Below are 22429 nucleotides of genomic sequence, written 5' to 3'. Positions count from 1 at the left end.
CAACATCTTGTGTCGATCTGGGGATAAGCCGAAGCCGGGTCAGTCGCCGGGCTGGGCGTCCAACGCCGCCTTCAGCTGGTCCAGGAACGCGGTCCGGGCCTCGGAACGCGCCGATCCGATCGCCGTCGGCCACGACGAGAGAAGCACCACCACCAGCCTGCGGTCCGGGTCCACGTGGATCATCTGGCCGAAGATGCCCACGGCCTCGAAGTCCCCGGCCCGCGTCCACCACTGGGCGCCGTAGCCCCGCTCGGAGTCCGGAAAATCGACCATCTCGGAGGTCGCGCGCTCGAACCAGCGGCGGCTGGCGATCTGGCCGCCGGGCACGGCCCCCTGCTCCAGCGCCATCTGCCCGACGCGGCCCCAGTCCCTGAGCGTGGCCGAGACGCAGCAGCCGCCCGACTCGCGACCCTGGGCGTCCAGCATCCAGAAGGCCGCGCTCTCCATGCCGGCGGGGTCCCAGATCTTGGCCTTGAGATACCGGGCCAAGGGCTGCCCGGTCGCTCGCGCCACCAGCACCCCGATCAGGTTCGTCTCGCCGGTGTTGTAGTGCCAGCGCTCGCCGACCGGATGGGCCCGCTCCAGCCCGCGCAGATAGGCGACCGTGGCGTCCATCTCGGCGGGGGGCGGCGTCAGATAGAAGCGGGCGATGTCGGACGTCGGGTCGGTGTAATCCTCGTTCCACCGCACGCCCGAGGTCATGGTCAGCACGCTGGCCAGGGGCACGCCCTCGTAGACGCTGCCCGCGAGCTCGGGGACATAGCGATCGATCGGATCGTAGGCGCTGTCGATGAAGCCGTCCTCGATGGCCGCGCCGACAAGGGTCGAGGTCAGCGACTTGGTCATGGAGAAGCTGTCCCAGACATCCTGGGGCGTCATGCCCAGTCCGTAGCGCTCCATCCGGATGCGACCATCCTGGAGCACCAGGAGCCCGGCCACCCGCTCGGCCTGCATGTAGGGCTCCGGATCGAAGTCCAGCGGCGCGCCCGGGGGCAGGGGCCGGGGAATGGGCGAGGGCTCGATCCGCGCGTGCGGAATCAGCTCGGGCATGCGCCGCAGGTCGCGCTCGCGCCGCTCGGCGGGCCAGAACAGCACCTGCATGTCCGCCGGGATGGCGGTCGGGGTCGTCTGGGCGAGCGCGGGGGCGGCCGACCACAGGCCGGCGGCGGCGGCGAGGGCGGCGAGGGGCGTGCGCATGGGGAGCGTCCTTCCGTCTGGCGGCCAAGCTGAAGCGGGGCGGAACCGGAGCGTCAAGCCGTCCGTTCCCGAACCCTTCCCGGAACAGAGACTTCACCGATGTCGGACGTGCTCGCGGACCCCACCTTCGAACCCCCGCCCGAGGCGCTCGACTTCTACGAAGAGTCCCTCCGCCTGCTGAAGGAGTCGGGCATTCCGTTCCTGCTGTCCGGCACCTATGCGGTGGCCGCCTACACCGGCATCCGGCGGCCGACGAAGGACCTGGACGTCTTCTGCAAGCCCGGGGACTACCCCCGCATCCTCGCCTTCTTCAAGGCGCGCGGGTACCGCACCGACGTCGAGGACGAGCGCTGGATCGCCAAGGTCTGGAAGGACGAGAAGCACTTCTTCGACGTCATCTTCGCCATGTCCAACGGCACCATCGCGGTCAACGACAGCTGGTTCGGCGGCGACCGGATCACCGTCTACGGCCATGAGGTCGAGATCACGCCGCCGACCGCGCTGATCCTGTCCAAGGCCTTCATCCAGGACCGCTATCGCTACGACGGCGCCGACGTGAACCACGTCATCCTGAAACAGGCGGAGTCGATCGACTGGAGGAGCCTGCTGAACCAGATGGACCTCTACTGGGAGGTGCTGATGGCGCACCTGCTGAACTTCCGCTTCGCCTATCCGACCGAGCGGGACCGGGTGCCCGGCTGGCTGATGACCGAGCTCGCGGAGCGGCTGGCCGCGCAGGTCGCCCTGCCGCCGCCCCGGGTCAAGGTCTGTCGCGGCCGGCTGTTCAGCCCGCGCGACTACATCGCCGACATCTCCGAATGGGGCTTCGGCGACGTGGTGGGCAAGGGGCTGGAGGAGCGCCATGACCCCGTCCACTGATCCCCAGACGCCCCAGCCGGGGCTGGGCGCCGGGCCGGACCGCAAGCTGCGCGTCGCCGCCGTCGGCGACCTTCACGTAGGCGAGGGCTCCGGGCCGCATCCCTTTCGCGACCTGTTCGAGCGGGTGCATGAGGACGCCGACGTGCTGTGCCTGTGCGGCGACCTGGTCAACTTCGGCAAGACCCGCGAGGTCGAGATCCTGGCCGAGGACATCCGCCGCTGCCGCATCCCGATGGTCGGCGTCATGGGCAACCACGAGCACGAGTGCGGCCAGCCTGAAGTGGTGATGGAGATGCTGTGCGAGGCGGGGGTGAGGATGATCGGCGACGGCCGCGCCCATGAGATCGAGGGGGTCGGGTTCGCCGGCGGCAAGGGCTTCGTCGGCGGCTTCGGCCGCTACATGCTGAGCGCCTTCGGAGAGTCCTCGATCAAGACCTTCGTCCAGGCGGCGGTCGAGGACGCCAACCAGATCGAGACCTCGATCCGGACGCTGCGGACGGAACGGGCCGTGGTCCTGCTTCACTACGCCCCGATCGCCGAAACGGTCATCGGCGAACCGCCCGAAATCCACGCCTTCCTGGGCTCGTCGAGGCTGGCGGAGACCATCGACCGCTACGACAACGTCAAGTTGGTGGTGCACGGCCACGCCCACCGCGGCGCCCCCGCCGGGACCACCAACCGCGGCGTGCCGGTTTATAATGTCGCCCTGCCGGTGCTGAGGACGCTGGGCGAAACCCCGTATCGCGTCTTCGAGGTCTGAGCGGAACCGGCCCCGCTCCGCGGGGTTCGAACAGGATGGCGAACCTCCTGACCGACAAGGACGATCACTGGCGCGACCGGCCGAACGCCGCCACGCCCGTCGCGGACCCGGGCCTGGCGCCCCTCGGGGTCGATGAAGAGGCGGGCGGAGCCTCCTCGCCGTCGCGCGCCGACCCGGGCGAGGGACGCCGCCCGCTGCCGACCCAGCCGGATTCCGGCGGCATCGGGGTGCGACTGACCCCCGCGGTCTGGTACGGCGTCGGGGCCGTGCTGCTCGTCGTCGTCCTGGTCGCGATCGGCGCCTCGCTCTGATCGGCGGCTGATCGACCGGCGGTGTTGCGTCGCCGAAGGCGCGCCGCCTATAAGCGCCCGCGACCTTCCTCCCCACGATCGGGCGACATCCATGAACATCCACGAGTACCAGGCCAAGCAGGTCCTGAAGGGCTATGGCGCGCCGGTGGCCCAGGGCGTGGCCATCACCTCCGTCGACGAGGCCGAGGCGGCCGCCCGTCAGCTTCCCGGACCGCTCTATGTGGTGAAGTCCCAGATTCACGCCGGCGGCCGCGGCAAGGGCAAGTTCAAGGAACTGGGCCCCGACGCCAAGGGCGGCGTGCGGCTGGCCAAGTCGATCGAGGAGGTCGTCGCCCACGCGAAGGACATGCTGGGCAACACGCTCGTGACCGCCCAGACCGGCGAGGCCGGCAAGCAGGTCAACCGCCTCTACATCGAGGACGGCGCCGACATCGCCCGGGAGCTGTACTGCTCGCTGCTGGTCGATCGTTCGGTCGGCCGCGTGGCCTTCGTCATCTCGACCGAGGGCGGCATGGACATCGAGGCGGTCGCCCACGACACGCCCGAGAAGATCGTCACCCTGGCCATCGACCCCGAAGCCGGCGTGACGGACGCCGATGTGGCTCAGATCGTCGCCGCCTACGGTCTGGACGGCGCGGCGGCCGAGGACGCGAAGTCGCTGTTCCCGGCGCTCTACAAGGCGTTCGTCGACACCGACATGAGCCTGCTGGAGGTCAATCCGCTGATCGTCATGACCGACGGCCATCTGCGGGTGCTGGACGCCAAGGTCTCGTTCGACGGCAACGCGCTGTTCCGCCACGACGACATCAAGACCCTGCGCGACGAGACCGAAGAGGACGCCAAGGAGATCGAGGCCTCGAAGTGGGACCTCGCCTATGTCGCGCTGGACGGCAACATCGGCTGCATGGTCAACGGCGCCGGCCTGGCCATGGCGACGATGGACATCATCAAGCTGTACGGCAAGGAGCCGGCCAACTTCTGCGACGTCGGCGGCGGCGCGTCGAAGGAGAAGGTCGCGGCGGCGTTCAAGATCATCACCGCCGACCCGCGCGTCGAGGGTATCCTGGTCAACATCTTCGGCGGCATCATGCGCTGCGACGTCATCGCCGAGGGCGTGGTCGCGGCGGTGAAGGAGGTCGGGCTGCAGGTGCCGCTGGTCGTACGCCTGGAGGGCACCAACGCCGAGCTGGGCAAGAAGATTCTGAACGAATCCGGCCTGCGCATCACCGCCGCCGACGACCTGGACGACGCGGCGCAGAAGATCGTCGCCGCCGTCGCCTGAGCCCAGACCAAGGAACCTGAGAACTCGACATGTCCATTCTCGTCGACAAGAACACCAAGGTCCTGGTCCAGGGCCTGACCGGCAAGACCGGCACCTTCCACACCGAACAGGCGCTGGCCTATCACGGCACGCAGATGGTCGGCGGCATCCACCCGAAGAAGGGCGGCGAGACCTGGACCGGCTCCAAGGGCGAGACCCTGCCGATCTTCGCCTCGGTCGCCGAGGGGCGCGAGAAGACCGGCGCGGACGCCTCGGTGATCTATGTGCCGCCGGCGGGCGCCGCGGACGCCATCATCGAGGCCATCGACGCCGAGATTCCCTTCATCGTCTGCATCACCGAGGGCATCCCGGTGCTGGACATGGTGCGGGTCAAGGCGCGCCTGGACCGCTCGAACTCGCGGCTGCTCGGCCCCAACTGCCCGGGCATCCTGACGCCGGACGAGTGCAAGATCGGCATCATGCCGGGCTCGATCTTCAAGAAGGGCAACGTCGGCATCGTGTCGCGCTCGGGCACCCTGACCTATGAGGCGGTGTTCCAGACCACCAACGAGGGCCTGGGCCAGACGACCGCCGTCGGCATCGGCGGCGACCCGGTCAAGGGCACCGAGTTCATCGACGTGCTGGAGATGTTCCTGGCCGACGACGCCACGGAATCCATCATCATGATCGGCGAGATCGGCGGCAGCGCCGAGGAAGACGCCGCCCAGTTCCTGATCGACGAGGCGAAGAAGGGCCGCAAGAAGCCGATGGCCGGCTTCATCGCGGGCCGTACGGCGCCCAAGGGCCGCACCATGGGCCACGCCGGCGCGGTGGTCTCGGGCGGCAAGGGTGACGCGGAGTCCAAGATCGCGGCCATGGAGGCGGCGGGCATTCGGGTCTCGCCCTCGCCCGCGCGCCTGGGCAAGACCCTGGTCGATGTGCTGAAGGGCTGAGACGAAGCCGCGCTCGCGGCTCAATTGTCAGACATTTGGGCCACAGCGCGGCTGGAACGTCGCAATTGGACGATTTCGCCTCCATTCGGTCATGACCCATAAGGAAACAGCGCCTATATGGGCCGGTCGCCTCCGCGCGGACGTGCGCGCGCGACCCGAAGGGACTGACGAAACAAGATGGCTGACGACGCCGGCCGGCTGAACCAGGTCTTCGCCGAGACCTCCTTCCTCTACGGCGCGAACGCCGCCTTCATCGAAGAGCTCCACGCCAAATGGGCCGACGATCCCGCGTCGGTCTCGGCGGAATGGCGCGCCTTCTTCGACCAGCTGCGCGACCACGCCGAGGTGGTGCGCCAGAACGCCCGCGCCGGCGCCTGGGGCCGCTCCACCGCGACCGAGCCGACCGAGGCCACCGCCGTGTTCGACGGCCGCTGGCCGCAGCCGCCCGCCCCCAAGGGCAAGCCCGCCAAGGCCGAGGCCGCCGCCGCCCCTCAGCCCCAGGGGCTGGGCGCCGCCGACGTGCGCGCCGCCGCGCACGACTCCATCCGGGCGCTGATGCTGATCCGCGCCTATCGCATCCGGGGGCATCTGCAGGCGAACCTCGACCCGCTGGGCATCGAGCCGCCGGTCCAGAACGCCGAGCTGACGCCGGAATTCTGGGGCTTCACCGCCGCCGATCTCGACCGCCCGATCTTCCTGGACGGCGTGCTGGGGCTGGAGACCGGCACCATCCGCGAGGTGCTGGAGATCCTGCGCCGCACCTACTGCGGCAACCTCGGCATCCAGTACATGCACATCGCCGAGCCGGAGGAGAAATCCTGGCTCCAGGAGCGGGTCGAGGGGCCGGACAAGCTCCAGGCCAACGCCTTCACCCGGGAAGGCAAGCTGGCCATCCTGAACAAGCTGATCGAGGCCGAGACCTTCGAGCGCTTCCTGCACAAGCGCTTTCCCGGCACCAAGCGCTTCGGCCTGGACGGCGGCGAGGCGATGGTTCCGGCGCTGGAGCAGGTCATCAAGCGCGGCGGCAACCTGGGCGTCGACGAGATCGTGCTCGGGATGGCTCACCGGGGCCGTCTGAACGTCCTGGCCGCGGTCATGGGCAAGCCCTACCGCGCCATCTTCCACGAATTCCAGGGCGGCTCGACCGTGCCGTCGGACATCGAGGGCTCGGGCGACGTCAAATATCACATGGGGGCCAGCTCGGACCGCACGTTCGACGAGAACAAGGTCCACCTGTCGCTGACCGCCAACCCGTCCCACCTGGAGATCGTCAATCCGGTGGTGCTCGGAAAGGCCCGCGCCAAGCAGGCCTTCGACATCCGCGAGGCCAATGCGGGCAAGCCGGAGGCCGAATGGGCGCTGGACCGTTCCAAGGTGCTGCCCCTGCTGATTCACGGCGACGCCGCCTTCGCGGGCCAGGGCGTGGTGGCCGAATGCTTCGCCCTGATGGGGCTGAAGGGCTACCGCACCGGCGGGACCCTGCACTTCGTCGTCAACAACCAGATCGGCTTCACCACCAGCCCCCGGAACAGCCGCTCCTCGCCCTATCCGTCGGACGTGGCCCTGATGGTCCAGGCGCCGATCTTCCACGTCAACGGCGACGATCCCGAGGCCGTGGTCTTCGCCGCCAAGGTGGCCACCGAGTTCCGCCAGAAGTTCAACAAGGACGTGGTGGTGGACATGTTCTGCTACCGCCGCTTCGGCCACAACGAGGGCGACGATCCCACGTTCACCCAGCCGATCATGTACGCCAAGATCAAGGCGCAGCCCTCGACACGCGAGATCTACGCCCAGCGCCTGATCGACGAGGGCGTGATCACCGCCGAGGAGGTGGAGGCCGAGGTTCAGCGCTTCGAGGCCTTCCTCGACGCCGAGTTCGACGCGGGCAAGACCTTCAAGGCCGACAAGGCCGACTGGCTTGACGGTAAGTGGCAGGGCCTCAGCCTGCCCGACAACGAGGAGCGCCGCGGCGACACCGCCGTGCCGCTGGCCAAGCTGAAGGACTACGGCAAGCGCCTGACGACCATTCCGAACGACGTCGATGTGCACAAGACCCTGAAGCGGGTCCTGGAAGGGCGTCGCGAGGCGATCGAGGCGGGCGAGGGCCTGGACTGGGCCACCGCGGAGAGCCTGGCCTTCGCCTCGCTGCTGGACGAGGGTTTCCCCGTCCGCCTGTCCGGTCAGGACTCGGTACGCGGCACCTTCAGCCAGCGCCACTCGGCCATCATCGACCAGACGACCGAGGCCCGCTACGTCCCGCTGAACAATCTGCGTGAGGGCCAGGCCCAGTTCGAGGTGATCGACTCCGCCCTGTCCGAAGAGGCGGTGCTGGGCTTCGAGTACGGCTACGCCCTGTCCGACCCGAACACGCTGGTCCTGTGGGAAGCCCAGTTCGGCGACTTCGTGAACGGCGCCCAGGTCGTGATCGACCAGTTCATCAGCTCCGGCGAGCGCAAGTGGCTGCGCATGTGCGGCCTGACCATGCTGCTGCCGCACGGCTATGAGGGACAGGGGCCGGAGCATTCGTCGGCGCGCCTCGAGCGGTTCCTGCAGGCCTGCGCCGAGGACAACATGCAGGTCGCCAACTGCACGACGCCGGCCAACTACTTCCACATCCTGCGTCGTCAGATGCACCGGCCGTTCAGGAAGCCGCTGGTCCTGATGACGCCGAAATCGCTGCTGCGTCACAAGAAGGCGGTGTCCACACTCGCCGACTTGGCCGAGGGCAGCTCGTTCCACCGGGTGCTGCACGACGACGCCCAGACCCGCCCCGAGGTCGCGGGCGTCCGCATCAAGGCCGACAAGGACATCCGCAAGGTCATCCTGTGCTCGGGCAAGGTCTATTACGACCTCCTGGACGCGCGGGAGAAGGCGGGGATCGACGACATCTACATCCTGCGGCTGGAGCAGTTCTATCCCTGGCCCATGAAGTCGATGATGACCGAGCTGGCCCGCTTCCCGAAGGCCGACCTAGTTTGGTGCCAGGAGGAGCCCAAGAACATGGGCGGGTGGACCTTCGTCGATCCGTGGCTGGAGCTGACGCTCGAGAAGATGGACCTCAAGGCCAAGCGCGCCCGCTACGTCGGCCGCCCCGCCTCGGCGTCCACGGCGGCCGGCCTGATGAGCCGCCACCTGAAGGAGCTCGAGGCCTTCCTCGCCGAGGCCATGAGCTGAGCCCGCCGGGCTTGACGTGACTGACACACCCGCCGACTAGACCTGCCGAACGCCACAGCTGAACCGGACCGCGACATGGCCGACATCCTGACCCCGACCCTCGGTGAATCCGTCACCGAGGCCACCATCGCCAAGTGGACCAAGAAAGTCGGCGATCCGGTCAAGAAGGACGAGATCCTGGTGGAGCTGGAGACGGACAAGGTCTCGCTGGAAGTGGCCGCCCCCGCCGACGGCGTGCTGTCCGAGATCAAGGCCGCCGCCGGCGACACGGTCACGCCCGGCGCCGTGCTGGGCGTGGTCGGCCAAGGCGCCTCGGCGCCGGCCTCGACTCCGGCCCCCGCCGCCAAGGCCGCGCCCGAGCCGGTGAAGGCCGCCGCCCCGGTCGCCTCGGGCTCGGGCGGCGACAGCCTGCCGATCGCCGTGCCGACGATGGGCGAGAGCGTGGCCGAGGGCACGATCGGCAAGTGGCTGAAGAAGGCCGGCGATCCGGTGAAGAAGGACGAGGTCCTGGTCGAGATCGAGACCGACAAGGTGGCCGTCGAGGTGGCCTCGCCCGCCGACGGCGTGCTGACCGAGATCAAGGCCGACAGCGGCGCGACCGTCACGCCGGGTCAGGAGATCGGCCGGGTCAGCGGCTCGGCCGCCGCCGCGTCGTCTCCGGCGGCCCAGGCCCCCGCCCCCGAGGCGGCGCCCGCCAACTCCGGTTCGGCCCAGATCCCGCTGTCGCCCTCGGTCCAGCGCATCGTCGCCGAGAACAACCTCGATCCGGCCCGGATCCAGGGCTCGGGCAAGGACGGCCGCATCCTCAAGGGCGACGCCCTGGCGGCCGCCTCGGCCCCGGCGCCGCAAGCGGCCGCGGCGGCCCCGGCCGCTCAGCCCGCCGTCGCGCCCCAGTCTCCCGCCGCCCCCCGGGCCGTCGGCCCGCGCGAGGAGCGGGTGAAGATGACGCGCCTGCGCCAGACCATCGCGCGCCGGCTGAAGGAATCCCAGAACACCGCCGCCCAGCTGACCACCTTCAACGAGGCGGACATGTCGGCGGTCATGGCGCTCCGCGCCCAGTACAAGGACGCGTTCGAGAAGCGCCACGGGATCAAGCTGGGCTTCATGTCCTTCTTCGTGAAGGCGGTGGTCGCCGCCCTGAAGGAGATCCCCGCCGTCAACGCCGAGATCGACGGCACCGACATCATCTACAAGAACCACTACGACATCGGCGTGGCCGTCGGCACCGACAAGGGCCTGGTCGTGCCCGTGCTGCGTGACGCCGATGCGCTGTCGCTGGCCGCGATCGAGAAGGGCATCGCCGACCTGGGCAAGGCCGCCCGCGACGGCGACCTGACGCTGGACCAGCTGCAGGGCGGCACCTTCACCATCACCAACGGCGGCATCTACGGCTCGCTGATGTCGACGCCGATCCTGAACATGCCGCAGTCCGGCATCCTGGGCATGCACAACATCGTCCAGCGGCCGGTCGCGCTGGACGGCCAGGTGGTGATCCGGCCGATGATGTACCTGGCGCTCAGCTACGACCACCGCATCGTCGACGGCAAGGAGGCCGTGACCTTCCTCGTGCGCATCAAGGAGCACCTGGAGGACCCGCAGCGGTTCCTGCTGGATTTGTGATCGAGATCGCCGATGCGCGACGAACTGGAGGTCGCGCGCTTCTCCACCCTGCCCGAGGGTGAACTGGCGGTCGCGCTGCTGCGCAATCACGGTGTGGCCGCCCGCCTGCCCGACCGCGACATGGCGACCATGAACCCGGACCTGCTGATCGCCATCGGCGGTGTCCGCGTGGTCGCGCCCGATCACCAGATCGTCGAGGCCCGGCGGCTGGTTGAGCGGATACGGGCGGGCGAGTTCATCGACGACAGCGACGACTGGGCGATCGACGCCGTTCCGGGCCGCATCGGTGAAATGGACGAGGCCGAGGTCGCCGGCGTCATGAAGTGGGCGAAAAAGGCCGGAGCCGTCATCATCGTGCTGGCCTTCGTGGTCTTCCCGCTCGCCGGCTGCGTTTTCGACCTAGCGCGCGTCTAACCGTCCCGTCCGCCCAGCACCGCCTGCGTGTCCGCCCCCAGCGCGGGCGGGGGGCGGTCGTAGGCGACCGGGGTCTTCGACAGGCGGATCGGGCTGGCGACGGTGCGGACGGGCGCCGACAGGTCCTCGCGGGTCTGTTCGACCTGAAGCCCCCGCGCAAGCGCCTGCGGTTCGGCGAAGACCTGATCCACCGTGTTGACCGGGCCGCAGGGCACGCCCGCCGCCTCTAGCACACTCATGAGCCCGGCCATGTCGTGCCCGACGGTCAGGGCGGACAGCTCGGCGCTCAGGGCCGCGCGGTTCGCGATCCGGTCGGCGTTGGTGGCGAAGCGCGGGTCCATCCCCATACCCGGCGCGCCCAGCGCCGCGCACAGCTGGCGGAACTGGCCGTCGTTGCCGACCGCGATGACGACCATGCCGTCCGTGCAGGGAAAGGGCTGATAGGGAGCCAGGTTGGGGTGCGCGTTGCCCATGCGCGTCGGCGCCTGGCCCGACACGAACCAGTTGCTGGCCTGATTGGCCAGCATCGCCGCCTGAACGTCGAACAGGGCGATGTCCACGTGCTGCCCCTCGCCGGTCGCGCGGGCGTGCATCAGCGCCGCCAGGATGCCGTTCGCGGCGTAAAGGCCGGTGAACAGGTCCGCCACCGCCACCCCGACCTTCATCGGCTCGGCGCCCGGCGCGCCGTCCGGCTGTCCGGTGATCGACATCAGCCCGCCCATGGCCTGGATCATGTAATCGTAGCCCGCCTGGGCCGCGCGCGGTCCGGTCTGGCCGAAGCCGGTGATCGAGCAATAGACCAGCCGTGGATTGACCGCCGCCAGGCTGTCGTAGTCCAGCCGGTACTTCTTCAGGCCTCCGACCTTGAAGTTCTCCACCAGCACGTCGCAATGGGCCGCCAGCCGCCGCACCATCTCGGCGCCCTCAGGCGTCGCGATGTCCAGCTCGACCGATTTCTTGCCCCGGTTGGCGCACAGGAAATAGGCCGCGTCGCCGCGCGAGCCGTCGGTCCTGGTGGTGAACGGTGGGCCCCACAGGCGGGTGTCGTCGCCCACGCCGGGCCGCTCGACCTTGATCACCTCGGCGCCCAGATCCGCCAGGGTCTGGGTCGCCCACGGTCCGGCCAGCACCCGCGACAGGTCGAGAACACGCACGCCGGACAGAGGGCCCTGGGACATCGGCCCCGCCTACCCTCTGGGGGGCGCGCCGTGAAGCCGCTTTGACATCGCCCGGGCGCGGAGTCAGCCTGCGATCATGCGTAGCGACCCGGACGTCGAGCATGACCTGACCGGCGCCAGGCTGCTGGAATCGATCCTGTGCAGCCCCATCGCGTCGGTCGTCAGCGACCCGCGGCTGCCCGACAATCCTCTGGTGGCGGTCAACGAGGCCTTCTGCGCCCTCACCGGCTATGCGCGAGAGGAGATCGTCGGGCGCAACTGCCGCTTCCTGGCCGGGCCGGCCACCGAGCCCTGGCTGACGGAGCGCATCCGCGAGGGCACGCGGGCCCACCGTCCGGTGCTGGTCGAGATCCTGAACTACAAGAAGGACGGCACCCCGTTCCGCAACGCCGTCCTGGTGGCGCCCTTGTTCGACGCGGAGGGCGAACTGGAGTTCTTCGTGGGCACCCAGGTGGAGCTGATGGACGACGACCCGGCGCCGGGCTCCAACCGTCGCCATCAGGCCGTGGAGCTGGTCAAGCAGTTGTCACCCCGTCAGCGCGAGGTGCTGCAACAGATCGCCGCAGGACTCCGCAGCAAACAGATCTCGCACCGCCTCAATCTCAGCGAGAAGACGGTCAAGATGCACAGGTCGTTGATCCTCAGCAAACTGGGCACCTCCAATGTCGCGGACGCCATTCGCGTGGCGGTTCAGGCCGGACTTTGAACCGATACCTGCGGCGTCCGACCACGGCCCAAAGGCCGTATGGCGAACACTGATGCTCGGGCCCTAACTTCCCGCCCCGGCTACGACCGAAGCCGGTCCAAGAGCTTGAGGAGCCCAGGAAATGACAATGACCAGCGAAGCCGCCTCGGGTGCGGCCGCAGCCGTCGCCCAGTCGGGCGGAGAAGCGACGCTCAGCGTCTTCCAGTATCTGCTTGTCTACAACGCGTTTTCTTTCACCTTCGCCACCATGGCCGCCGCCACCCTGTTCCTGTGGCTGGGCCGCTCGCAGGTCGCGCCCGCCTACCGCACGGCGCTGACGATCTCGGGCTTGGTGACCGCCATCGCCGCCTATCACTACTGGCGGATCTTCGAGAGCTGGGAACAGGCCTACTCGCTCCAGAACGGCGTCCTGACCGTCACCGGCTACGCCTTCAACGACGCCTATCGCTACGTCGACTGGCTGTTGACGGTCCCGCTGCTGCTGATCGAACTGGTGCTTGTGATGCGCCTGTCGCAGCGGGAGACGACGTCCAAGTCCATCACCCTGGGCTTCGCCGCCGCGCTCATGATCGTCTTGGGCTACCCGGGCGAGATCGCCGACGACAACACCACCCGCGCCATCTGGGGCACCCTGTCGACGATCCCCTTCCTGTACATCGTCTGGCAGCTGTTCGTCGGCCTGGGCAAGTCGATCGACAACCAGCCCGAGAGCGTGCGCGGCCTGATCAAGCAGGCGCGTCTGCTGACGTTCGCGTCTTGGGGCTTCTATCCGATCGTCTACATGATCCCCTACACCAGCCTGGGCGGGGGCGCCGTCGAGACGGGCGTGCAGGTCGGCTACACCATCGCCGACATCATCGCCAAGGCGGGCGTGGGCGTCCTGATCTACGTGATCGCGGTGCGCAAGTCGCAGGCGGAGTATGGCTCGACCTACGGCGGCGAACCGGCCAGGGCCTGACGCCCCATGACGCGAACGGCGTCGACTCCGGTCTATTCCGCCGCGTCGGCGGCCGCCCCGGTCCTCGCGACCGGGGCGGCGCTCGCCGTTCTCGCCCTGGGTCTGCCCTTGGCGGGCCCGGCGGCGACGCTCGGGGCCTGCGCCGCCATCCTGCTGTTCGGCCTGCCGCATGGGGCCCTCGACCTGCGCCTGCTCACGCAGAAGGCGCCCGTGGCGCGGCTGGCGCTCTATCTCGGCCTCGCGACGGCGATGCTGCTTGTCTGGCGCGCCGCGCCGGTGATGGCGCTGGTCCTCTTTCTGGTCATGGCGGTCGTTCATTTCGCCGAGGACTGGGCCGCGCTTGACGAACCCTTCCTCGCCCACGGCTTGGCCGGCGGTCTCCTGGCGGCGCCGGGTCTTCTGCATCTGGACGAGCTGCATGGACTGTTCGCCGCGCTCGCGGGCGAGGCTGAAGCCGCCCTGCTGGGCGATGCGCTCCGACTGGCGGCGCCGGTCGGACTGGCGCTGGCGCTGGTCGGACTGGCCGCCCTCGTCCGACGCGGCGAACAGGCGCTGGCCGCGGCCACGGGCGCGGCGCTCACGGGCCTGGTCGTCCTGCCGCCGGCCGTCGGCTTCGCCCTCTACTTCGGCCTGCTGCACTCTCCGCTGCACCTGGCCGCCGAGATGCCGGGCGAGGCGGCCGCGCGCCGGCGGGTCTGGATGGGGGCGATCCTGCCCATGACGGGTCTTTCTCTGTTGATCGCGCTGGCCCTGGCCAGGCTGGAGACGCGGCCGACGGTCGGCGAGACCGCGATCGCCGCCACCTTCATGGTGCTGTCGATCCTGACCACGCCCCACATGCTGGCCCCGCGCCTGATCGCGCGCCTGGAGGTTCTGCGCCCGAAGCTCGGCGGCGATACCCCGCTGGTCCGGCGCACCAGACGCTGAACGCCGCCGACGCCCCCCCTGATCCCTTGGCCCGGGTCATGCTAAGGCGCGGCCATGACCACGCGGGACCTCAGCCTGTATCGCCCCAACGTCGGGGTCGTCCTGTTCCATCCGGACGGCCGGGTCTGGCTGGGGCGCCGCGTCGGCGCGTCCGAGCCCTTCTGCTGGCAGTTTCCGCAAGGGGGCGTCGATCCTGGCGAGGACCTGGAAGCCGCCGCCCGGCGTGAGTTGCTGGAGGAGACCGGCGTCGTCTCCGTCGAACCGCTGGAGCGCACCGACGCGCCCATCGTCTACGACTTCCCGCCCGAGGTGCTGGCCCAGGACGCCGCGCGCGGTCGCAAGGGCTGGCGCGGCCAGCGCCAGACCTGGTTCGCCTATCGCTTCACCGGCGACGAGGCCGAGATCGATCTCGCGGCGCACGGCGAGGTGGAGTTCGAGGCCTGGCGCTGGGCGACGCTGGATGAGGCGCTGGAGCTGATCGTGCCCTTCAAGCGCGAGGCCTACGCCCAGGTCGTCGCGGCTTTCCGCCACCTGGCGGCCTGACCTTCCCGACACCCCTTCGACCGGCTAGACCGCGCGCCATGTCGACCCCTGTTCCGCCCCCGACCTGGGGCCCGTTGCGCAGCTTCGGGCGCATCAAGTCCCGCACGTTGAAGCCGCGCCAGGCCGCGCTGTTCGACAGCCTGCTGCCGACCATCGCCGTGCCCGATCCGGCCGAGGGTCCGTTCGACCCGCGCGCCCTGGCGCCCGACGGCGCGGAGATCTGGCTGGAGATCGGCTTCGGCGGGGGGGAGCATCTGGCCGAACAGGCGGCGCGACGACCCGACGCCCTGATGATCGGGTGCGAGCCCTTCCTGAACGGCGTGGGCTCGGCGCTGCGGCATATCGAGGAGCGGGGCCTGAAGAACGTGCGCCTCCACGCCGGCGACGCCCGCGAGGTGATGGCCGCCATGCCGGACGCCGCGCTGGACCGCGTCATGATCCTGTTTCCCGACCCCTGGCCCAAGGCGCGCCACGCCAAGCGCCGGCTGGTCCAGGCCGATACCGCCGCCGAATTCGCCCGCCTGCTGAAGCCCGGCGGGCGTCTGCGCTTCGTCACCGACTGGAAGGACTACGCCGACTGGGCGCTGGAGCGGTTTCTCAAGACGCCGGGCCTCGCCTGGCGGGCCGAAGCGGCCGACGACTGGCGCGTCGCACCGTCCGACCACGTCACCACCCGCTACGAGGAGAAGAAGCTCGGCGACACCGCCCCGGTGTTCCTGGAGTTCAGCCGCCTCTGAGCCACGACGGCCACAGCCGCCAGGCGGCGAGGACCAGCAGCGACTTGACCGCCGCACCGACCAGGAAGGGCTCGACCCCGACGGTCCAGGCGTCCGCCGCCCCGATCTCCAGGGCGAGCCAGGCGCCGCCCACGCCCAGCAGCAGGAGGTGCAGACCGAACAGGGCGGCCGCGCCGCCCCCCCAATGAGACAGGACGCCCCGACGCGCGGCCAGGCCGGCCCCGGCGGCGGCGAGGGGGAAGGCGAACAGATACCCCGCCGTCGGGCCCAGGAAGGGCTCGGCCCCGCCGGCCCCCTCCGCCAGAACCGGCAGCCCCAGAAGCGCCAGGCCCAGATAGAACAACACCGCCGCCGCGCCCCGGACCGACCCCAGCACCGCCCCGGACAGAAGCACCGCGAAACTCTGCATGGTCATGGGCACGGGCCGCATCGGGACGTCGATCTGGGCCCCGACCGCCGTGAGGGCGGCGAAGGCGAGGACCAGCAGCGGGGTGCGGAGACTAGGACTCATGGATCCCGCCCAACCACGCCGCCAACGGCGCCGCAAGGACCGACCGCCGAAACGGGGCTGACAAGCCCGATCACATGGCCTATATGGCCGCCCACATCGTTATCGACGGGGCGTCGGACGGCGCCTCGAAGAGGCGGCGGCCGGCAGGCCCGCCGCCTTTGTCTTTTCCGGAGCCACCCGTGCGGGCCAAGACCGCCGAGGATCGTCAGCTGCTCGAGCTCATCGAGCCCGTGGCCGAGAGCCTGGGCCTCGACGTCGTGCGCGTGCGCCTGATGGGCGGGACCCAGCGCCGCCGCCTGCAGATCATGGCCGAGCGCGCCGCCGACCACGACATCTCGGTCGAGGAATGCGCCCGCCTGTCGCGCGCGGTGTCGGAGGTGTTCGACGCCGCCGACCCCATCGCCGGAGAGTATCTGCTGGAGGTGTCGTCCCCCGGCATCGACCGGCCGCTGACCCGCCTGACCGACTTCGACCTGTTCGAGGGCCATGAGGCGAGGCTGGAGACCGACCGGCTGGTCGAGGGCCGCCGCCGTTTCCGCGGTCTGATCGCCGGGACCGAGGACGCCAATGTGCTGATCGACCTCGAGGGCGAGGACGAGACCGCGCTGATCCCCTTCGACTGGCTGGCCGACGCCAAGCTGGTCCTGACCGACGCCCTGATGAAGCGAGGCGCCGAGCTGCGCGCGCAACGCGGCGAACCTTCCGACGACGGCCTTCCGGCCGAACAAGACCCCAACGACTGAGGACCCGACCATGGCCGCCACCGGCGTTTCCGCCAACCGCCTCGAGCTTCTCCAGATCGCCGACGCCGTCGCGCGCGAGAAGAACATCGAGAAGGAGATCGTGATCGAGGCGATCGAGGAGGCGATCCAGAAGGGGGCCAAGTCCCGCTACGGCGCCCACCACGACATCCGCGCCAAGATCGACCCCAAGACCGGCGAGCTGGCCCTGACGCGCCACGTCACTGTCGTCGAGGACGACTGGCGGCCGGAAGACGAGCTCGAGGAGTTCAACGATTCCGCGCTGGTCCGGCTGAAGGACGCCTCGAAGCGGGACCCCGAGGCCTTCGTCGGCAAGGAGTACATCGAGGAGCTGCCGCCGTTCGAGTTCGGCCGCGTCCAGACCCAGATGGCCCGCCAGGTCGTGATGGGGAAGGTCCGCGAGGCCGAGCGCGAGCGCCAGTACGAGGAGTTCAAGGACCGCGTCGGCGAGATCGTCAACGGCACCGTCAAGCGCGTCGAATACGGCAACGTCATCGTCGATCTGGGCCGGGGCGAGGGCATCATGCGCCGCGACCAGTCGATCCCGCGCGAGATCTTCAACATCGGCGACCGCATCCGGACCTACATCTACGACGTCCGGCCCGAGGCGAAGGGCCCGCAGGTGATGCTCAGCCGCGCCCACCCCGGCTTCATGGCCAAGCTGTTCGCCCAGGAGGTGCCCGAGGTCTATGACGGCGTCATCGAGATCCGCGCCGCCGCCCGGGACGCCGGCTCGCGCGCGAAGATGGCGGTGCTGTCGAACGACTCCTCGATCGATCCCGTGGGCGCCTGCGTCGGCATGCGCGGCTCGCGCGTCCAGGCGGTGGTCGCCGAGCTGCAGGGCGAGAAGATCGACATCATCCAGTGGAACAACGACGAGCCGACCTTCATCGTCAACGCGCTCGCCCCGGCCGAGGTGTCGAAGGTGGTGCTGGACGAGGAGGCCGACCGCGTCGAGGTGGTGGTGCCCGACGAGCAGCTGTCGCTGGCCATCGGCCGTCGAGGCCAGAACGTGCGCCTGGCCTCCCAGCTGACCGGCTGGCAGATCGACATCATCACCGAGAGCCAGGACTCCGAGCGTCGCCAGAAGGAGTTCGCCGAGCGGACCCAGCTGTTCCAGGACGCCCTGGACGTCGACGAGGTGATCGCCCAGCTGCTGGTCACCGAAGGCTTCGCCACGGTCGAGGACCTGGCCTATGTCGAGGCCTACGAAATCTCCGACATCGAGGGCTTCGACGAGGAAACGGCCGAAGAGCTCCAGGCGCGGGCCCGCGACTTCCTGGACCGTCAGGCGGCCGAGCAGGACGCCAAGCGCAAGGAGCTGGGCGTCGAGGACGGCGTGCTGGAGGTTCCCGGCGTGACCCTGCCGATGGCGGTGGCGCTCGGCGAGGGCGGCGTGAAGACGGTCGAGGATCTGGCCGATCTCGCGACCGACGAGGTGCGCGGCGGCTTCGAGGTGCGGAACGGCGAGCGCGTGCGCGTGCCGGGCGTGCTGGAAAGCTTCAACCTGAGCCAGGAGGACGCCGAGATGCTGATCCTCCAGGCCCGCGTGGCCGCCGGCTGGATCGACGCCTCGGAACTGCCGCAGCCCGAGCCGGAGGAGGCCTATGAGGAGGGCTTCGAGGGCGAGGACTACATGGCCGAGGCCGAGCAGCTGTTCGAAGGCTCGAGCGACGCCGGGGCCGAAGCCGCCGACGACGCGTCCGACGCCTCCGGCGAAGAGGCGGACGACGCCTCGGCCGAAGACCGGTGATGGAGGACCGCGCCGCCCATGGGAGCCTTCGCGGCCGCGGATAGGGAACGTCGGGACCTGGTCACCCGCCAGGTCATGGATGAATCCTGCCTGATCCGCTTCGTCGCCGGCCCCGACGGCTCGGTCGTTCCTGATCTCGCCCGCAATCTTCCCGGCCGCGGCCTGTGGGTCGCGGCCGATCGCGCCTCCGTCTCCGAGGCCGCGGCGAAGAACCTGTTCGCGCGGGCGGCCAAGGCGCCCCTGAGGGCCCCGTCCGACCTCGCGGATCTGGTGGAGCGGCTTCTGGTTCGGCGGGTTCTAGACCAGCTTGGACTTGCCCGGCGCGAAGGCGTGCTTATCTCCGGCTTCGACAGTTGCGCCGATGCGATCCGGGGTGGACGCGTCGCCTGGATGATCGAGGCGGCGGACGGTTCCGCCGACGGCCGCGACAAGCTTCTTCGCCTCGCCCGCCATCAGACGCCCGTCCCGCCGGTCTGCGGCGCGTTCGGCGCCGACGATTTGGGTTTGGCCCTGGGGCTGGAAAATGCGATACACGCCGTCCTGCTCAAGGGCGGGCGCGCCGAACGATGGGGCCAGGAGGTCCGGCGTCTGGCGGGATTTCGACCGATCGCACCCGACGGCTGGGGCCTGCCCCCCGTGGCCGGGCGCGACCGGGGACCTACGGCAGAGGCCGACGGGCGGGGGCCTGCTCCCTGATCAGGGGGCGGGGCCGCGCGCGGCTTTTTGCGTTTTGACGACGACACGACGACCATGGCGGGATAGGCCCGCCGGACCAGTAAAGCGACCGGATGACCGACGAGAACGACAAGACCCAGGACGGCCAGAAGAGCGGCGGAACCCCCTCGCAGACGGGACCGCGCGCGCCGCTCAGCCTGAAGCCTCGCCAGACGGGCTCGGTTTCGACCGGCACCGTGCGCCAGAGCTTCAGCCACGGCCGGACCAAGACGGTCGTGGTGGAGACCAAGCGCCGGGTCGGCTCGCCGCCGGCCGGCGGCCACCAGCGCCCTCAGGGCTTCGACGTCGCTCGTCCGCGTCCTGAGTCCGCTCCGGCGCCCCAGGCCCCGCGCCCGGCCCAGCCGCGCGGCGCCGGCGGTCTGTCGAACGAGGAGCAGGAGGCGCGTCGTCGCGCCATCGAACTGGCCACCCGCCAGCAGGCCGAACGCGAGCGCCAGGCCGCCGAGGAGCGCGCCCGTCGGGACGCCGCCCAGCGCGAACAGGCCGCCAAGGCCGCCGAAGCCGCGAGGGCCGCCGAAAACGAGGCCGCCGCGGCCCGCGCCGCCGCCGAGGCCGCGCGCCAGCAGGCGTCCAAGCTGGGCGCGCCCGCCACGCCGGCCGCCGCCAAGCCGGCGGAGACCAGGCCCGTCGCCGAGGCGCCGCGCGCCGCCGAGCCGGCTCCGACTCCCGTTCCGCCCCCCCGCCCGGCCGCGCCCGCGCGCCCGCAGGTCAACTTCGGCCAGCGCGCGCCGCGTCAGCCTTCGGGCCGCGCGCCGATCGAGCGTCCGGCCTTCGGCGGCCGCTCCGCGCGCGAGCAGGCGCTGGAAGGCGGTCCGCGCGGCCGCGACGGCGACCGTCCGCAAGGTGATCGTCCGCAGCGCCCGACCCGTCCGGGCGAAACCGTCCGCTACTCGGCCCTGGCCCCACGCCCGGCGCCCGGCGCCGCGCGTCCCGGCGGCCCCCGCACCGGCCTCGGCGCGCGTCCCGCCCCGAACCAGCCGCCGGCCCAGCCCGAGGTGGCCCGACCCAGCCGCGCCGGCTTCGGCCGTCCCGGCGGCAGCCGCGCCGAGGAGGATCGTGATCGCCGCTTCTCCGACGCCGGTCCCGGCAAGGCCGTCAGCCGCACGCGCGGCGAACCCAAGCGGCGCGAAGGCCGCCTGACCATCCAGGCCGTGGCCGGGGGCGACGAGGACGCCGCCGAACGGATGCGCTCGCTCGCCTCGGTCCGCCGGGCCCGGGAGCGCGAGAAGGAGAAGCGCAAGGGCGGCTCGACCGAGACCCCGAACCGCCCGCGCGAGGTGGTCATCCCCGACGTCATCACCGTCGGCGACCTGGCCAACCGGATGGCCGTGCGCGGCGTCGACATCATCAAGTTCCTGATGCGTCAGGGCATGATGATGAAGATCAACGACGTGATCGATTCCGACACCGCCGAGCTGGTGGCCGACGAGTACGGCATGAGCGTGCGCCGGGTGTCGGAGTCCGACATCGAGACCGGCTTCCTGGCCGAGGCGGACGACGCCGACGCCACCACGCCGCGCGCGCCGGTCGTGGCCGTCATGGGCCACGTCGACCACGGCAAGACCAGCCTGCTCGACGCCCTTCGCACCACCGACGTGGCGGCGGCGGAGGCCGGCGGCATCACCCAGCACATCGGCGCCTATCAGGTGCGCCTGAAGGACGGCCAGCGCGTCACCTTCCTGGACACGCCCGGCCACGCGGCCTTCAGCGCCATGCGCGCCCGCGGCGCCAACGTCACCGACATCGTCATCCTGGTGGTGGCGGCCGACGACGGCGTGATGCCCCAGACGGTCGAGGCCATCCAGCACGCCAAGGCGGCGGGCGCGCCCCTGATCGTGGCGGTCAACAAGATCGACAAGCCGGACGCCAATCCGCAAAAGGTCGTCAACGAGCTCTTGCAGCATGAGGTGATCGCCGAGAGCCTGGGCGGCGACACCCAGGTGATCGAGGTCTCGGCCAAGGCCCGCACCAACCTCGACGGCCTGCTCGACGCCATCCTGCTGCAGGCGGAGGTCATGGACCTGCGCGCCAATCCGGACCGGTCGGCCGAGGGCGTGGTCATCGAGGCCAAGCTGGACAAGGGCCGCGGCCCGGTCGGCACCGTGCTGGTCAAGCGCGGCACCCTGCGTCGCGGCGACATCGTCGTGGCCGGCTCCGCCTGGGGCAAGGTCCGCGCCCTGCTCGACGAGCGCAACGCCCAGCTGGAGGAGGCCGGCCCCGCCATGCCGGTCGAGATCCTCGGGCTGGACGAACCGCCGTCGCCCGGCGAGGTCTTCGCCGTCGTGGACAGCGAGGCCCGCGCACGGGAGCTGACCGAATACCGTCATCGCGTGAAGCGCGAGAAGACCCAGGCCGCCGGCGGCGCCGTTTCGCTCGCCGACATGATGGCCAAGCTCCAGACCAAGAAGGTCAACGAGCTGCCGGTCGTCATCAAGGCCGACGTCCAGGGTTCGGCCGAGGCCATCGTCGGCTCGCTCGACAAGATGGGCAACGACGAGGTGCGCGCCCGCACGGTCTATTCCGGCGCCGGCGGCATCACCGAGTCGGACGTCAACCTGGCCAAGTCGGCCGGCGCGCCGATCCTCGGCTTCAACGTCCGCGCCTCGAAGCAGGCCCGCGACCTGGCCGAGCGCGAGGGCGTGGAGATCCGCTACTACTCGATCATCTACGACCTTCTGGATGACATGAAGGGCGTGCTCTCGGGCATGCTGGCGCCTCTGCAGCGCGAAACCTTCCTGGGCAACGCACAGGTTCTCCAGGTCTTCGACATCACCAAGGTGGGCAAGGTCGCCGGCTGCCGCGTCACCGAGGGCGTGGTCCGGAAGGGCGCGCGCGTCCGCATCGTCCGCGACGACGTCGTGGTGCTGGAGCTGGGCGTGCTCAACACGCTCAAGCGCTTCAAGGACGAGGTCAACGAGGTGCCCTCCGGCCAGGAATGCGGCATGCAGTTCCAAGGCTTCCAGGACATCAAGGAAGGCGATTACATCGAGTGCTTCACCGTCGAAGAGGTCAAGCGCACCCTCTAGAGCCTGATCGCCTCATGCGGAGTCG

General features: G+C 70.1%; 20 protein-coding genes. 17 read left to right on the top strand and 3 right to left on the bottom strand.

From position 1 onward, the window contains the following. Positions 1 to 39: 39 nt before the first annotated feature. Entirely contained in the window at positions 40 to 1197 is a 1158-nt protein-coding gene (locus ACFFGE_RS08525) for a serine hydrolase domain-containing protein (protein WP_376835888.1), read from the bottom strand. 99 nt (positions 1198 to 1296) lie between these two features. On the opposite strand from ACFFGE_RS08525, the gene ACFFGE_RS08520 reads away from it, so the two are divergent. The 8 genes from ACFFGE_RS08520 to ACFFGE_RS08480 all read left to right on the top strand — a co-directional run bounded on the left by ACFFGE_RS08520 (position 1297) and on the right by ACFFGE_RS08480 (position 10569). Further along, positions 1297 to 2076: a nucleotidyltransferase family protein gene (locus ACFFGE_RS08520; protein WP_376835887.1), complete on the top strand. Its 780-nt coding sequence runs from the start codon at positions 1297 to 1299 to the stop codon at positions 2074 to 2076. After that, a complete protein-coding gene (locus ACFFGE_RS08515; protein ID WP_376835885.1) occupies positions 2060 to 2836 on the top strand; it encodes a metallophosphoesterase family protein in 777 nt (258 codons plus the stop codon). The genes ACFFGE_RS08520 and ACFFGE_RS08515 overlap by 17 nt, the downstream gene beginning before the upstream one ends. Before the next feature lie 35 nt (positions 2837 to 2871). Then, positions 2872 to 3147 carry a hypothetical protein gene (locus ACFFGE_RS08510; RefSeq protein WP_376835884.1) on the top strand — a complete coding sequence of 92 codons (276 nt, stop codon included), beginning with the start codon at positions 2872 to 2874 and terminating at the stop codon, positions 3145 to 3147. Positions 3148 to 3238: 91 nt separating this feature from the next. Further along, the gene (gene sucC / locus ACFFGE_RS08505; protein WP_376835883.1) at positions 3239 to 4429 is read left to right on the top strand and encodes an ADP-forming succinate--CoA ligase subunit beta; all 1191 of its coding nucleotides are present in this window, start codon (positions 3239 to 3241) and stop codon (positions 4427 to 4429) included. 29 nt (positions 4430 to 4458) lie between these two features. After that, positions 4459 to 5361 carry a succinate--CoA ligase subunit alpha gene (gene sucD, locus ACFFGE_RS08500; RefSeq protein WP_376835882.1) on the top strand — a complete coding sequence of 301 codons (903 nt, stop codon included), beginning with the start codon at positions 4459 to 4461 and terminating at the stop codon, positions 5359 to 5361. Between the two features lie 177 nt (positions 5362 to 5538). Further along, complete coding sequence (locus tag ACFFGE_RS08495) at positions 5539 to 8535, top strand: 2-oxoglutarate dehydrogenase E1 component (RefSeq protein ID WP_376835881.1); 2997 nt, start codon at positions 5539 to 5541, stop codon at positions 8533 to 8535. Between the two features lie 75 nt (positions 8536 to 8610). Continuing rightward, on the top strand, positions 8611 to 10155 hold the full coding sequence (gene odhB, locus ACFFGE_RS08485) for a 2-oxoglutarate dehydrogenase complex dihydrolipoyllysine-residue succinyltransferase (RefSeq protein WP_446680616.1): 1545 nt from the start codon (positions 8611 to 8613) through the stop codon (positions 10153 to 10155). 12 nt (positions 10156 to 10167) lie between these two features. Continuing rightward, complete coding sequence (locus tag ACFFGE_RS08480) at positions 10168 to 10569, top strand: hypothetical protein (RefSeq protein WP_376835880.1); 402 nt, start codon at positions 10168 to 10170, stop codon at positions 10567 to 10569. On the opposite strand, the gene ACFFGE_RS08475 is transcribed toward ACFFGE_RS08480, so the two are convergent. Then, positions 10566 to 11747, bottom strand: coding sequence for a CaiB/BaiF CoA transferase family protein (locus tag ACFFGE_RS08475; RefSeq protein WP_376835879.1), 1182 nt, complete (start codon positions 11745 to 11747; stop codon positions 10566 to 10568). The two genes, ACFFGE_RS08480 and ACFFGE_RS08475, sit on opposite strands and share 4 nt — an antisense overlap. 76 nt (positions 11748 to 11823) lie before the next feature. On the opposite strand from ACFFGE_RS08475, the gene ACFFGE_RS08470 reads away from it, so the two are divergent. From ACFFGE_RS08470 to trmB, 5 genes are all read left to right on the top strand, one after another. Then, entirely contained in the window at positions 11824 to 12453 is a 630-nt protein-coding gene (locus ACFFGE_RS08470; protein WP_376835878.1) for a LuxR C-terminal-related transcriptional regulator, read from the top strand. 127 nt (positions 12454 to 12580) lie between these two features. Beyond that, the gene (locus tag ACFFGE_RS08465) at positions 12581 to 13411 is read left to right on the top strand and encodes a bacteriorhodopsin-like (protein ID WP_376835877.1); all 831 of its coding nucleotides are present in this window, start codon (positions 12581 to 12583) and stop codon (positions 13409 to 13411) included. Positions 13412 to 13417: 6 nt separating this feature from the next. Continuing rightward, the gene (locus ACFFGE_RS08460) at positions 13418 to 14338 is read left to right on the top strand and encodes a Brp/Blh family beta-carotene 15,15'-dioxygenase (protein ID WP_376835876.1); all 921 of its coding nucleotides are present in this window, start codon (positions 13418 to 13420) and stop codon (positions 14336 to 14338) included. A gap of 54 nt (positions 14339 to 14392) precedes the next feature. Then, entirely contained in the window at positions 14393 to 14881 is a 489-nt protein-coding gene (locus tag ACFFGE_RS08455; RefSeq protein WP_376835875.1) for an RNA pyrophosphohydrolase, read from the top strand. A 38-nt stretch (positions 14882 to 14919) separates the two neighbouring features. Next, entirely contained in the window at positions 14920 to 15618 is a 699-nt protein-coding gene (trmB, locus tag ACFFGE_RS08450; RefSeq protein WP_376835874.1) for a tRNA (guanosine(46)-N7)-methyltransferase TrmB, read from the top strand. On the opposite strand, the gene ACFFGE_RS08445 is transcribed toward trmB, so the two are convergent. Beyond that, entirely contained in the window at positions 15605 to 16129 is a 525-nt protein-coding gene (locus tag ACFFGE_RS08445) for a biotin transporter BioY (protein WP_376835873.1), read from the bottom strand. The genes trmB and ACFFGE_RS08445 overlap by 14 nt on opposite strands. 179 nt (positions 16130 to 16308) lie before the next feature. On the opposite strand from ACFFGE_RS08445, the gene rimP reads away from it, so the two are divergent. The 4 genes from rimP (at position 16309) to infB (ending at position 22404) form a co-directional block, all read left to right on the top strand. Next, positions 16309 to 16872 carry a ribosome maturation factor RimP gene (rimP, locus tag ACFFGE_RS08440; RefSeq protein ID WP_376835872.1) on the top strand — a complete coding sequence of 188 codons (564 nt, stop codon included), beginning with the start codon at positions 16309 to 16311 and terminating at the stop codon, positions 16870 to 16872. Between the two features lie 10 nt (positions 16873 to 16882). Beyond that, on the top strand, positions 16883 to 18643 hold the full coding sequence (gene nusA, locus ACFFGE_RS08435) for a transcription termination factor NusA (protein WP_376835871.1): 1761 nt from the start codon (positions 16883 to 16885) through the stop codon (positions 18641 to 18643). An 18-nt stretch (positions 18644 to 18661) separates the two neighbouring features. After that, positions 18662 to 19339, top strand: coding sequence for an RNA-binding protein (locus tag ACFFGE_RS08430; RefSeq protein ID WP_376835870.1), 678 nt, complete (start codon positions 18662 to 18664; stop codon positions 19337 to 19339). Positions 19340 to 19431: 92 nt separating this feature from the next. Further along, the gene (infB, locus tag ACFFGE_RS08425; RefSeq protein WP_376835869.1) at positions 19432 to 22404 is read left to right on the top strand and encodes a translation initiation factor IF-2; all 2973 of its coding nucleotides are present in this window, start codon (positions 19432 to 19434) and stop codon (positions 22402 to 22404) included. Positions 22405 to 22429 lie beyond the last annotated feature (25 nt).

The sequence above is a fragment of the Brevundimonas balnearis genome (assembly GCF_042434805.1).
Lineage (GTDB): Bacteria > Pseudomonadota > Alphaproteobacteria > Caulobacterales > Caulobacteraceae > Brevundimonas > Brevundimonas balnearis.
The sequence above is the reverse complement of the archived record's forward strand: the minus strand, read 5'-3'. Positions and strand labels throughout refer to the sequence as shown.